The sequence below is a fragment of the Streptomyces zingiberis genome, assembly GCF_012034935.1.
Classification (GTDB): Bacteria; Actinomycetota; Actinomycetes; order Streptomycetales; family Streptomycetaceae; genus Streptomyces; species Streptomyces zingiberis.
In genome coordinates this window covers 226,319-239,402 of the sequence record NZ_JAATEN010000004.1, presented here as the reverse complement: position 1 = coordinate 239,402, position 13,084 = coordinate 226,319, and the positions used below count along the sequence as shown (strand labels likewise).

Annotated in this window: 9 protein-coding genes; 5 read left to right on the top strand and 4 right to left on the bottom strand. The window is 74.9% G+C overall.

All coding sequences use genetic code 11. The annotated features are described in order from the left end of the window. Positions 1 to 82 precede the first annotated feature (82 nt). The 5 genes from HCK00_RS07015 to HCK00_RS06995 all read left to right on the top strand — a co-directional run bounded on the left by HCK00_RS07015 (position 83) and on the right by HCK00_RS06995 (position 6,540). Positions 83 to 1,108: a PHP domain-containing protein gene (locus tag HCK00_RS07015; protein WP_168100900.1), complete on the top strand. Its 1,026-nt coding sequence runs from the start codon at positions 83 to 85 to the stop codon at positions 1,106 to 1,108. Between the two features lie 82 nt (positions 1,109 to 1,190). After that, positions 1,191 to 1,757, top strand: coding sequence for a (2Fe-2S)-binding protein (locus tag HCK00_RS07010; protein ID WP_168100899.1), 567 nt, complete (start codon positions 1,191 to 1,193; stop codon positions 1,755 to 1,757). Then, entirely contained in the window at positions 1,754 to 2,773 is a 1,020-nt protein-coding gene (locus HCK00_RS07005; RefSeq protein WP_168100898.1) for an FAD binding domain-containing protein, read from the top strand. The genes HCK00_RS07010 and HCK00_RS07005 overlap by 4 nt, the downstream gene beginning before the upstream one ends. Continuing rightward, a complete protein-coding gene (locus tag HCK00_RS07000; RefSeq protein WP_168100897.1) occupies positions 2,770 to 4,989 on the top strand; it encodes a xanthine dehydrogenase family protein molybdopterin-binding subunit in 2,220 nt (739 codons plus the stop codon). The genes HCK00_RS07005 and HCK00_RS07000 overlap by 4 nt, the downstream gene beginning before the upstream one ends. Positions 4,990 to 5,298: 309 nt before the next feature. Continuing rightward, on the top strand, positions 5,299 to 6,540 hold the full coding sequence (locus HCK00_RS06995; RefSeq protein WP_168100896.1) for a glucuronyl esterase domain-containing protein: 1,242 nt from the start codon (positions 5,299 to 5,301) through the stop codon (positions 6,538 to 6,540). A 116-nt stretch (positions 6,541 to 6,656) separates the two neighbouring features. Here the strand turns inward: HCK00_RS06995 and HCK00_RS06990 are convergent, their stop codons facing one another. The 4 genes from HCK00_RS06990 to gnd form a co-directional block, all read right to left on the bottom strand. After that, on the bottom strand, positions 6,657 to 8,042 hold the full coding sequence (locus HCK00_RS06990) for a transglycosylase family protein (RefSeq protein WP_168100895.1): 1,386 nt from the start codon (positions 8,040 to 8,042) through the stop codon (positions 6,657 to 6,659). A gap of 390 nt (positions 8,043 to 8,432) precedes the next feature. After that, positions 8,433 to 9,653: a transglycosylase family protein gene (locus HCK00_RS06985; protein ID WP_168100894.1), complete on the bottom strand. Its 1,221-nt coding sequence runs from the start codon at positions 9,651 to 9,653 to the stop codon at positions 8,433 to 8,435. Between the two features lie 626 nt (positions 9,654 to 10,279). Continuing rightward, positions 10,280 to 11,311: a rod shape-determining protein gene (locus HCK00_RS06980; protein ID WP_168100893.1), complete on the bottom strand. Its 1,032-nt coding sequence runs from the start codon at positions 11,309 to 11,311 to the stop codon at positions 10,280 to 10,282. A 238-nt stretch (positions 11,312 to 11,549) separates the two neighbouring features. Then, the gene (gene gnd / locus HCK00_RS06975) at positions 11,550 to 12,998 is read right to left on the bottom strand and encodes an NADP-dependent phosphogluconate dehydrogenase (protein WP_168100892.1); all 1,449 of its coding nucleotides are present in this window, start codon (positions 12,996 to 12,998) and stop codon (positions 11,550 to 11,552) included. Positions 12,999 to 13,084 lie beyond the last annotated feature (86 nt).

The following is a 13,084-nucleotide window of genomic DNA, read 5'->3' as shown; positions in this document are numbered from 1 at the left end:
CCGCACGGCTCGGCGCGGGCGCAAAGCCACACGGCAAGCAAGCCACACCACGGCACGGCACGGCACGGAAGGAGCACGGCACATGGAACCGGTGGCGGCGCTGGACCGGATCGCCTTTCTGCTGGAGCGCGCGCAGGCGCCCACCTACCGGGTGCGCGCCTTCCGCACGGCCTCGGCCACCGTCGCGGCGCTGGAGCCGGAGGAGGTGGCGCGGCGCGCGGCGGACGGCTCGCTGGAGTCGGTGAAGGGGATCGGGCCGAAGACCGCGCAGGTCGTGCGGCAGGCACTGGACGGTGAGGTGCCCGGCTATCTGGGGCGGCTGGAGGCGCAGGCCGCGGTACCCCTCGCCGAGGGCGGTGAGGCGCTGCGCGCGGCGCTGCGCGGTGACTGCCATCTCCACTCGGACTGGTCGGACGGCGGCAGCCCCATCGAGGAGATGGCGCTGACGGCGGCGGCGCTGGGCCACGAGTGGGCGGTGCTCACCGACCACTCGCCGCGGCTCACCGTCGCCCGCGGCCTGTCGGCGGAGCGGCTGCGCGAGCAGCTGGAGACGGTCGCCGAGATCAACGCCCGGGTGGCGCCGTTCCGGCTGCTCACCGGCATCGAGGTGGACATCCTCCCGGACGGTTCGCTGGACCAGGAGCCGGAGCTGCTGGACCGGCTGGACGTGGTGGTCGCCTCCGTCCACTCCAAGCTCGGGATGGAGGAGCGGGCGATGACCCGGCGCCTGGTCCGCGCGGTGCGCGACCCGCTGGTGGACGTGCTCGGTCACTGCACGGGGAGGCTGCTGTCCGGCCGGGGCCGCCCGCCCTCGCGGTTCGACGCCGCGGAGGTCTTCGCGGCCTGCGCGGAGTCCGGCACCGCGGTGGAGGTCAACTGCCGGCCGGAGCGGCTGGACCCGCCGCGCGCGCTGCTGCGGGAGGCGGTGGCCGCGGGGACGCTGTTCTCCGTCGACACCGACGCGCACGCCCCCGGCCAGCTCGACTGGCAGCCCTACGGCTGCGCCCGGGCGGAGGAGTGCGGGGTGGAGGCGGCGCGGACCGTCACCACCTGGACGGCGGACGGGCTCGTGGAGTGGACCCGCACCCGGCGCCCGCCCGCCGGGTGACCGGGGGCGGCGTCCGTTTGATCCCGGGCGGCACGGGTTAACGACACTCTGTCCGTCCAGCCGGGACCGGGAGACGCCCGCCATGACCGCACCCGTACACACCGCCACCGCCGCCCTCCGCGTCAACGGGGCCCCTCACGAGCTGCGGCTCGACACCCGCGCCACCGTGCTGGACACGGTGCGGGAACAGCTGGGGCTGACGGGGGCCAAGAAGGGCTGCGACCACGGTCAGTGCGGGGCGTGCACCGTGCTCGTCGACGGGGTGCGGATGAACTCCTGCCTGCTGCTCGCCGTGGCCTGTGACGGCGCGGAGATCACCACCGTGGAGGGGCTGGCCGGGGACGGCGGGCTCCACCCCTTGCAGTCGGCCTTCCTGGAGCGGGACGCCTTCCAGTGCGGATACTGCACCCCCGGGCAGCTCTGTTCGGCCGCCGGCGCGCTGCGCGAGCTGGCCGCGGGCCGGCCGTCGGCGGTCACCGGTGAGGGCCATCCGCCCGGATTGCCGGTCGTGGCGTCCGACGAGGAGATCCGCGAGCGGATGAGCGGCAACCTCTGCCGCTGCGGCGCCTACCCCGGCATCGTCCGCGCCGTCGCCGACGTGGCGCACACCGGCACCGCTCCCGGCGACCGCGAGGGCGGTGCCTGGTGAGGCCGTTCCGCTACCAGCGCGCCACCGGGGCCGAGGCCGCGGTGGCCACGCTGGCCTCCTCCCCCGGCGCCCGCTACCTGGGCGGCGGCACCAATCTCGTGGACCTGATGAAACTGGGCGTGGAGCGCCCGGAGCTGCTCGTCGACGTCACGGCGCTGCCGCACACGGCGGTGGAGGACCTCCCCGGCGGCGGACTGCTGATCGGTGCCGCCGTGCGGGGCGCCGAACTGGCCGCCCACCCGGCGGTGCTCGACCGCTGTCCGGCGATCGCGCAGGCGCTGCTGGCCGGGGCCTCGGGCCAGCTGCGCAACGCGGCGACGGTGGGCGGCAATCTGCTCCAGCGCACCCGCTGCCCCTACTTCCAGGACCCGGGCAAGCCCTGCAACAAGCGGGAACCGGGCACCGGCTGCCCGGCGCGGGAGGGCGCGCACCGCCATCTCGCGGTGCTGGGCGCCTCGCCGCACTGCGTGGCGACGCACCCGGGCGACCTGGCGGTGGCGCTGACGGCGCTGGACGCCGCGGTGCGGGTGCGGGGCCCGGAGGGCACCCGGACCGTGCCGCTCACCGCCCTGCACCGGCTGCCCGGCGACCGGCCCGAGCGGGACACCGTCCTGGACCACGGCGACCTGATCACCCATGTGGAGCTGGGGCCGGTGCCGGAGGCAGCCGGCTCGGTGTTCCGCTCGGCGCGGGACCGGGCGGCGTTCTCCTTCGCGCTGGTGTCCGTCGCCGCGGCGCTGGAGGTGGACCGGGGGTTCGTCCGCCGGGTGCGGCTGGCGTTCGGCGGGGTGGCCGCCCGCCCCTGGCGGGCGCGGGCCGCGGAGGACCGGCTGCTGGGGTCGCCCGCCACCGCCGAGGCGTTCGCGCGCGCCGTCGACACGGAGCTGGCCCCCGCGGAACCGCTGCGGGACAACGCGTTCAAGGTGCCGTTGCTGCGCGCGCTGACGGTGCGGACCCTGCTGGAACTCGCCGGCCGGTCCCCCGGCGCCGGTGAACGGCCCCCGGAGGAGCCATGACCGACCCCGAGTCCGGCCCCGCCCGGAGACCCGCCCCCGACTGCTCCCCCGGCGGCGGGCCACCCCCCGGCGCCGGCGGGGGCGCCCGGCACGCCGGGGCCCTCGGCGAGCCGGTGATCCGGCTGGAGGGCCGGGAGAAGGTCACCGGCGCCGCCCGCTACGCCGCGGACCACGCCGCCGAGGTGCCCCTGGAGGACCGCGCCTACGCCTGGCCGGTGCCCGCCACGATCGCCCGGGGCCGGATCCTCTCCGTGGACCCCGGGCCCGCGCTGGCCGGGCCGGGGGTGGTGGCGGTCCTCAGCCACGAGAACGCGCCCCGGCTCACCGACGCGGACGACGCCACGCTGCTCGTCCTCCAGTCACCGCGGGTGGCGCACCGCGGGCAGTGCGTGGCGCTGGCCGTCGCGGAGACCCTGGAGGCCGCGCGCGCGGCCGCCGCCGCGGTGCGCGTGGTGTACGAGGCCGAACCGCACGACGCCGCGTTCCGCCCCGACCACCCCGGTCTCTACGCGCCGGACACCGCCAACGCCGGCGAGGCGACGGACCGGATCCACGGCGACCCGGACCGGGCGTACGAGGAGGCGCGGTTCCGGGTGGAGGCGGAGTACCTCGTCCCGCCGCTGCACAACCATCCGCTGGAGCCGCACGCCGCCACGGCCCGCTGGAGCGGCGGACGGCTGCGGGTGTACGACTCGAGCCAGGGCACGACGGTGGTGGGCCGCACCCTCGCCACGCTCTTCGGCCTCGCCGAGGAGTCGGTCACCGTCGTCTCCGAGCACGTCGGGGGCGGCTTCGGCAGCAAGGGCACGCCGCGCCCGCACGTGGTGCTGGCCGCGCTGGCGGCGCGCGAGACCGGCCGCCCCGTCACCCTGGCCCTCCCCCGCATGCTGCTGCCGTCGCTCACCGGGCACCGGCCGTTCACCGCGCACCGGGTGCGTCTCGGCGCGGACGGCGAGGGCCGCCTCACCTCCCTGGAGCACGCCGTGACCACCTACAGCTCCACGGTCGCGGAGTACACCGAGCAGGCCGCCACACCGGGCCGCCATCTCTACGCCGTCCCGAACAGCCGGACGACGCACCGGGTGACACGGCTCGACGTGGCCACCCCGTCCTGGATGCGGGCGCCCGGCGGCTGCCCCGGCGCCTTCGCCCTGGAATCGGCGCTGGACGAACTGGCCGTCGCCTGCGAGCTGGACCCGGTGGAGCTGCGGCTGCGCAACGACACCGCCGAGGAACCGGACTCGGGCCTGCCGTACAGCAGCCGCCGGCTGGCGGACTGCCTGCGCTCGGGCGCCGACCGGTTCGGCTGGTGGGGCCGCGACCCCCGGCCGGGAACCCGTACCGAGGGGCGGCTGCTGATCGGCACGGGGGTGGCGTCCTCCACCCATCCGGCGCTCGCCCAGCCGGCGGTCGCCGAGGCGCACGCCGCCCCGGGGGGCGGCTACCGGGTGCGGATCGCCGCCGCGGACATCGGCACCGGGGCCCGTACGGTGCTGACGCAGATCGCCGCCGACGCGCTGGGCGCGCCGCTGGACCGGGTACGCGTCGAGATCGGTGCCAGCGACCTGCCCCCGGCGCCGGTGGCGGGCGGCTCCACCGGGACCGCCTCCTGGGGCTGGGCGGTGCACCAGGCGTGCCGCGAACTGCTGTACGCGCTCGCCGAGCACGGCGGCGCGCCGCCGGAAGCGGGACTGACGGTCCGCGCCGACACCACCGAGGAGATCGCGGCGGTCTCCGATGCATGGGCGCGGCGCGCCTTCGGCGCCCAGTTCGCCGAGGTGGCCGTCGACATGGACACCGGCGCCACCCGGGTACGGCGGCTGCTGGGGGTGTTCGCCACCGGCCGGATCCTCAACCCGCGCACGGCGCGTTCCCAGTTCGTCGGGGGCATGATCATGGGGCTGGGCATGGGGCTGACGGAACACAGCGCCCTGGACCCGGAGTTCGGCGACTTCACCGAGCAGGACCTGGCGGCCTACCACGTGGCGGGCTGCGCGGACGTGGTGGACGTCCAGGCGTACTGGCTCCCCGAGGAGGACTCCCGGCTCAACCCGATGGGCGCCAAGGGCATCGGGGAGATCGGCATCGTCGGCACGGCGGCCGCGATCACCTCCGCCGTGTACCACGCGACCGGCATCCGCGTCCGTGAGCTGCCCGTCCTCCCGGAGCGGCTGCTGCCGGGGCTGGCCGAGTGGCAGCGCGCCGTGGTGGTGTGACCGCCGGTATCCAGAGCCGGTTCTCGTAGGTCGGGTACCGGGGATCATGTCGTTCACCGTCCGGCCCGTGCCCGGGGGCGGCGGGAGCCACCGGCCCCGGCGCGCCCGAGGCGGCCTGGCGCGCGCACCAACGGGCTTGTACCGTGCGGGTGTTCGGGTCACGACAGGGGCCCGGGGGCAGCTTCTCACCACGTCGTGGTCCGGTGCACGTCCCATCGACCGGAGCAGGCACCGGCGGACGGACGACTCATGCCGCACGGCCGGAGAACACCGCCACCGGCTGCCCGCCTCCCGACGGAGGTCCCCACCATGCGCTCAGCCCCTACCCGCCCCTGGCTCCGCGCGGCCACGATCTTCCTGGCCGTCGCGGGACTGGCGGCACCCGCCCTCCATTCCCAGTCCGCCGCGAGGCCCGCGGCCGCCGCCGTCGAGGACGACGGCACGGACTGCCCGGCGCCGGGCCCCGGCAACCCGCCGTCCACCACCCGGCTTCCCGACCCCTTCACCAGGACGGACGGCACCCGGATCACCAGCAGGTCCGACTGGCGCTGCCGGCGGGCGGAGATCCGGACACTCGCGGAGCGTCACGTCTACGGCGAGAAACGCGCGAAGCCCGCGAGCGTCTCCGGGTCCGTCTCCCGGACGAACATCACCGTCGCCGTCAGCGACCAGGGCCGGTCCGCGAGTTTCTCCGCGAGCGTCCAGCTGCCCAGCGGGAACGGCCCCTTCCCGGCCGTCGTCGTCTACGGCGGGTTCGGCGCTGACACCACCACCATCCGCAACTCCGGTGCCGCCGTCATCAGTTACGACCCCCTCGCGGTCGGCCGGGAGGGCACACCCCGGAACAACAAGCAGGGCGCCTACTACAGCCTCTACGGCTCCCAGAACGCCACGGGGCTGCTGATGGCCTGGGCCTGGGGCGTGAGCCGGATCATCGATGTCATCGAACAGTCCGGCGGTTCCGTCCTCACGGCGGACGCGACCGGCGTCACGGGCTGCTCGCGGTACGGCAAGGGCGCGTTCGTGGCCGGGGCGTTCGACCAGCGCATCGCGCTGACCATGCCGATCGAGTCGGGCAGCGGAGGGGTCGGCGCGTTCCGCTCGATCGCCACCGAGAACGGCGCGCAACCGCTCAGCAGCGCCTACGGTGAACAGCCCTGGCTGGGTGACGCCTTCGGCTCCTTCACGGGCAACCCGGCCGGCCTGCCCGTGGACACCCACCAGATCGTGGCCATGGTGGCGCCGAGGGGCCTGTTCATCATGGACAACCCGCACATCGACTGGCTCGGCGCCACATCCGGCAGCGTCGCGGCACTCGGCGGCGCCGAGGTCTACACGGCGCTCGGCGCCGGATCCCACATCACCTACTGGTCCGACGTCCAGGACGGCAATCACTGCGCCACCCGGAACGAATGGCGCGGCCCGCTACAGCAGAACATCCAGAAATTCCTGCTGAACACCGGGAATGCCGGCGGCGTCTTCCGCATCTCCGGCAGGAAGGCCGGGAACCTCGCCCAATGGCGGGACTGGACGACTCCGGCCCTCGGTTAGCGGCACCGTCCGCCCGGGGTCCGCCGCCGTGGGCTCCGGGCGGACCCCGGATGTCCGCGCGCGGCGGAGGAGCCGTTCCCGTGCCGGTCACCGTCCGGTGGCCGGAGGCCGGACGGTCAGACGCTGACGCCCTTGTTCCGCAGATAGGCCAGCGGATCGATGTCGGAGCCGTAGCCCGGGCCGGTCCGGACCTCGAAGTGCAGATGCGGACCGGTGCTGTTGCCGGTGGAACCGGAACGGCCCAGCTGGCTCCCGGCGCCGACCTGCTGCCCCGCGCGGACGGAGAGCTGGGAGAGGTGGGCGTACTGGCTGTAGCGGCCGTCCGCGTGCCGCACCACCACCTGGTAGCCGTAGGCCCCCGCCCAGCCGGCCGAGACGACCTCGCCGGCGGCCACCGCCTTGACCGACGTACCGGTGGCAACGGGGAAGTCGACCCCGGTGTGGTGGCCGCTGGACCAGCTCGCGCCGGAGGCCCGGTAGGCGGTGCTCGGCGCGACCCCGGGCACGGGCGCGGAGAAGGCGGTGGAGCCGGACGTGCCCGCCCGCTCCTCGCCGCCGCCGCTCCGGTCAGGTGTCTCCGCCTTCTTCTTCCCGCCGGCCTTCTCGGCCTTCTCGGCCTTGGCCGCCTTCTTCCCGGCCTTCTTCTCAGCCTTCTCGGCTTTCTTCTCGGCCTTCTCGGCCTTCTTCTCGGCCTTCTCGGCCTTCTCGGTCTTCCCGGCGGCCTTGCCGTTGCCGGCGTTCTCCGCCGCCCGCCGCTCCGGGGCCGCCGGGCGCTCGCCGTCCAGGGCGAGCCGCTGGCCCGGGAGGATCAGGTCGGGGTCCTCACCGATCACCTCGCGGTTGGCCTCGTACAGCTGCTGCCAGCCGCCGTCGACGTCCTGGGCTCCGGCGATGCCGTAGAGGCTGTCGCCGCTGACCACCCGGTAGGAGTCCGTGAGGCGCTTGCCCGGGGACCGGGTCGCGGAGGCGTCCGAGGGCTTCCCTGCCCTGCCCTCCTGGCGGTCGGCGCGCTCCTCCGCCCCGTCACCGGGCGCCGGGGCCGGCGGGGACGACCGCACCGGCCGGGCCGTCGCGGCCTCCGCCTTTCCGCCGGCGGAGGCAGAGGCGGAGGCCCCGTCCCCACCCCGGGTGAGGCCCGCCCGCTGCGAGCAGGTGGGCCAGGCCCGGGGGCCCTGTTCGGCGAGGACCTTCTCGGCGACCGCCACCTGCTGGTCCCGGGTGGCGAGGTCGGCGCGGGGCGCGTACCGCGTCCCGCCGAAGGCCTCCCAGGTGGACTGGGAGAACTGGAGGCCGCCGTAGTAGCCGTTGCCCGTGTTGATGTCCCAGTCGTTCCCGCTCTCGCACGCGGCGACCCGCTCCCAGGTCCCGGCCGGGGCGGCGGAGGCGTCCGCGGCGGCGACCAGCGGGAGCGCGATGCCCGCCCCGCCGGCGGTGACGGTCAGGGAAGCCTGGGAGATACGGCTGGGCTGGGGCCGGCGGTGCCGTCCGCGGGTGGGGGGCATCGGCTGGGTCCTCTCCTGCGCAGGGGCCTGACTCGGCGGCCGCGCAAGGGAGTTCGCGGGCCGTGCCCAAGATAGGCGGGCGTATTCCGCCTCACAACCGCTTCGCGGAATCCGGGGAAACCCGGGAGGGCGCGCCGGCGGATTCCCCCCGAAATGAATCTTGGAAAAGCGGTGGGCGGGGGAAGAAGAGTGATCCGTGAAACGCCGGGGGAACCTCAAGATCGAATTTCGGGGCCCGGCGTTCACCCGGCGGCGTACCCGCCACACGCCGGGAGGGACGTCGGGGTTCGCGGGCGGGAGAACGGAGGTGCCCGCCCCCGGAAGGCGGGGACGGGCACCTCCGTCATGTGCGCGGTGCGCGGTGCGGCGCTCGGCCGCGGCCGGTTCCGGTCAGATGGTGACGCCCTGGCCGCGCAGGTAGGCCAGCGGGTCGATGTCGGAGCCGTAGGAGGGGCCGGTCCGGACCTCGAAGTGCAGGTGCGGGCCGGTGCTGTTGCCGGTGGAACCGGAGAGGCCGATCTGCGTGCCGCCCTGGACGGCCTGCCCGGCGGAGACGGACAGCGAGGACAGGTGGGCGTACTGGCTGTAGCGCCCGTCCTCGTGCCGGATGACGACCTCGTTGCCGTAGGCGCCCGCCCAGCCGGCGGAGACCACCGTGCCGGAGCCGATCGCCTTCACCTGGGTGCCACTGGCCACGGAGAAGTCGACGCCGGTGTGGTAGCCACTGGACCAGCTGCCCCCGGCGGCCCGGTAGGCGGTGCTCGGGGCGGCGTCGACCGGCGCGGTGAAGCCCGTGGTGGCGGTGGCGGCCTGGGCCGCCTCGGCGACCGGCTTCGGCTCGGCCTGCTTCTCGGCCGCGGGCTCGGCCGGCTTCTCGGCCTTCTCGGCCTTGGCGGGCTTCTCGGCCTTGGCCGCGTCCGGCTGCGCCGGCTTGCCGGCGTCCAGCGCGTACTTCTGGCCCGGCAGGATCAGGTCCGGGTTCTCGCCTATGACCTGGCGGTTGCCCTCGTAGATGCGCTGCCAGCCACCGTCGACGCCGTGCTCGCGGGCAATCTTGGAGAGGGTGTCACCGCTCACGACGGTGTAGCGGGAACCCTTCTCGGCGGAGTCGCCCGCCGGCTTCGCGGGCTTCTCCTCGGGCTTCCCGGGCTTCGCGGCCCCGGACTCGCCCTTCGCGGCCTCGGGACCGGCCTGGCCCTGCTGGCGGGCGCCGGTGTCGACGGCGGGCTTCTCGCCGCCGCGGGTGAGGCCGGCCTTGCCGGAGCACACCGGCCAGGCACCGGGGCCCTGGCCTTCCAGGACCTTCTCGGCTATGGCGATCTGCTGGTCCTTGGTGGCGAGGTCGGCGCGCTGGGCGTACTGCGTGCCGCCGTAGGCCTCCCAGGTGGACTGGGTGAACTGCAGGCCGCCGTAGAAGCCGTTGCCGTTGTTGATGTTCCAGTCGCCGGAGCTCTCGCACTGGGCGACCTTGTCCCAGGTGGAGACCGGGGCCGCGGAGGCACCGGTGGCGGCGATCAGGGGGAGGACGAGTCCCGCGCCACCGGTGGTGACGGCGAGCGCGGCGACGGAAAGACGGTTGGTGCGAGTGCGACGATGACGTCCACGAGACATAGGGGTGGGTTCCTCTCCTACGCCTGCGAGGTGAGCTGTCGGGTTCGGGCTGGAGTTGCCCGGACGCGGATGCGCGGTCGGCCCTGCCGCCGCGCGCGTCTTCACCCCGAGCCGTACCGTGCGCTGTGGCGCGCCCGGGCCGGCGTCTTACCTGTGGGTCCCCCGCTCCTGCCGTGGTGGCTCGTGGTGGTCCCCCTCCGGCGGCAGGATTCGGCGTTCCGGAGGCGGATTCCCCGCCAGGCGTGCGGCGAGGCAGCGGTAAACGTAAACGCAGGGATTTCGCCGAGGCAAGGAGAAGACGGACAGGCCGTCGTTTACCGGCGGTATCTTCGCGGTCGCGGTAACCGTGTGCTGCCGGGCGCCCGCACAGGGCGAAGGAAATTCTCACCCTGGGGAACACCGGAACAGCAGAGGGCCATACCCCTGGCGATTTCACGGGAATCGCAGTGGAATACGTCACCTTTCCGGTCCGCATTCCGTGAGCCATGTCACCCCACGGCCGGATATCCCTTTTGTGCAGATTGGCCGCTCGATGCCGGCCCTCGTGCCCGGACACCGCGACGGGACCCGTGGCTCTCCGCGCGTGGATCCCGGTGACGGCTCCCGGTGACGCGGCGGGCCGGCCCTCACAGCGGGACCACCATCTGCCGGCGGGCCGCCGGATCCACGTCCTCGATCCAGCGCACGGCCCCTTCGATGACCGACTGCCGCGGCGACTCCGCCAGCTGGACGGACATGCCGACGGCCTGCCCGAGCCGGTCGGCGAAGCCGTCGAAGAGCGCGCCGCCCCCGGTGATCACCAGGCCGCGTTCGACGATGTCGTCCGCGACCCCGCCCGGGCAGTTCCCGATGGCGGTCCCGACGAGCCGGGCGATCCGCCGCAGTTCCGGCTCGATGAGGTCCCGCAGTTCGCCCGCGGCGACGGAGACCGTCCGGGGCAGGTCCGTGACGCGGTCCCGGCCACGGACCGGGAGCCGGGTGTCCGGGGCGCTCTCGGCGACCCGGCCCAGCCCGGTCTTCACCGCCTCGGCGGCGCTGGTGCTCAGCGCCAGGGCATGGGTGCGCTGGAGGTGGGTGACGAGGGCGGAGGTCACGGCGTCCCCCGCCACCGGCGAGGACTCGGCGGCGACCAGGGTCCCGAAGGCGAAGGCGCAGATCTCCGTCGTCCCGGCGCCGATGTCGACGATCATGGTGCCGCCGCAGTCCCACAGCGGCATCCCGGCGCCGAGGGCCGCGAGCAGGCCCTTCGGGAGCTGCCGGACCCAGCGCACCCCTGCCTGGAGCATCACCTCCTCGGCGGCGAGCCGCTGGAGCTCGGTGGCCGAGGCGGGCACGCCGATCAGGGCCCCGGGGGGCAGCAGCCCGCGCCGGGCCGGCCGGGCGCCGTCGAGCGCGTGGCGGAGGAGCAGAGTCGCCGCGTCGAAGTCGGTGACCACCCCGCGGCTCAGCGGCACCACCGCCTCGATGTCCGGCGGGGTCCGGCCCAGGACGCGGCTCGCCTGGTCGCCGACGGCCACCACCCGCCGGGTCCCGGTGGCCACGGCGATGACGGACGCGCCGTCGTAGCGGTGGCCGTCCCGCGGGCCGCGGATGCGGATGCGGGAGGTGCCGAGGTCGACGGCGAGGGGCGGTCCTCCGGAGGTGCGAGACCAGCGCATGAGGGGTCCTTTCCGGACGGGGCCTGCGGCCAGGCTGGCCTGCGGGCGTCCGGGGGCGGGGGCGGCGCTCCCGGCGCTCCCCAGGTCTCCCTCGAAAGTGTGATGATCAGCTCAGAGGTCAGGGCCACCCGGCCGCGCGGTGACAGCGGGCCCGCTGTGGGCCCGCTGTGGGCCCGGGCCCCCGTCACCGCGGGCCCGGTGACCCCGGGCCCCCGTCACCGCGCGGCGTCCGCCGGGCTCAGCCCGCCGTTTCGGTGCGGTCGCCGCCCCAGAGGGTGTGGAAGCTCCCCTCGCGGTCCGCGCGCCGGTAGGTGTGCGCGCCGAAGTAGTCCCGCTGGCCCTGGGTGAGCGCGGCGGGGAGCCGCTCGGCCCGCAGGGCGTCGTAGTAGGAGAGCGCCGCGGCGAAACCGGGGGCCGGCACCCCGTGGGTCACGGCCGTGGCGACCACGGTGCGCCAGTCCCGCTGCGCCGCGCCCACCTCGGCCGCGAACTCCCGGTCGGCCAGGAGCGTGGGGAGCTTCGGGTCGGCGTCGAAGGCGGCGCGGATCCGGTCCAGGAACGCCGCCCGGATGATGCAGCCGCCGCGCCAGATCGCGGCCACGGCGCCCAGGTCGATGGACCAGCCGTACTCCGCGCCGGCCGCGTCGATCATGTTCCAGCCCTGGGCGTAGGAGACCACCTTGGAGGCGTAGAGCGCCTGTTCCACCTGGTCGGCGAAGTGACGGGCGTCCTGCGGGGAGAGCGGGGCCCGCTCCGGCCCGGGCAGGCCGCGGGCCGCCTGGCGCAGGCCGGTGTGGCCGGAGACGGAGCGCGCGAAGACGGCCTCGGCGATGCCGGAGACGGGGACCCCCAGGTCGAGCGCGGTCTGCACGGTCCAGCGGCCGGTGCCCTTCTGGCCCGCGCTGTCGGCGACCACGTCGACGAAGGGGAGCCCGGTCGCGGCGTCGGAGTGGGCCAGGACCTCGGAGGTGATCTCGATGAGATACGAGTCGAGGCGGCCGGTGTTCCAGGTGCGGAAGATCTCGGCGATCTCGGCGGGGCGGTAGCCCGCCACGTGCCGGAGCAGGTCGTACGCCTCCGCGATGAGCTGCATGTCGGCGTACTCGATGCCGTTGTGCACCATCTTCACGAAGTGGCCGGCGCCGTCGGGCCCGACGTGGACACAGCAGGGGGTGCCGTCGGCTGCCTTCGCGGCGATGTCCTCCAGCATCGGCCCGACCGCCGCGTAGGCCTCGGCGGAACCGCCGGGCATGATGCTCGGCCCGTTGAGGGCGCCCTCCTCACCACCGGAGACGCCGGTGCCGACGAAGTGGAGGCCGCGTTCGCGCAGCGCCGCCTCCCGGCGGCGGGTGTCCTCGAAGTGGGCGTTGCCCCCGTCGATGATCATGTCTCCGGGCTCCAGCAGCCCCGCGAACTCCTCGATCACGGCGTCGGTGGACATCCCCGCCTTCACCATGATCACCAGGCGGCGGGGCCGCTCCAGCGAGGCGACGAAGGCGGCCGGGTCGTCGGACGGGAGGAAGGTGCCCTCGCGGCCGAATTCCTCGACCAGGGCGTGGGTGCGGGTCGGGGTGCGGTTGTGCAGGGCCACGGTGTAGCCGTGGCGGGCGAAGTTGCGGGCCAGGTTGCGGCCCATCACGGCCAGCCCCGTGACCCCGATCTGCGCCTTCTTCCCGGTGTCTGCCATGTGTGTGACTCCCTCGGTGGCGGGTGGTCCCGCTCGCTTCCTGTGCTGCGGTGGCCGCGCCGGTTCCGGCGCCGTGCCGTGCGGCC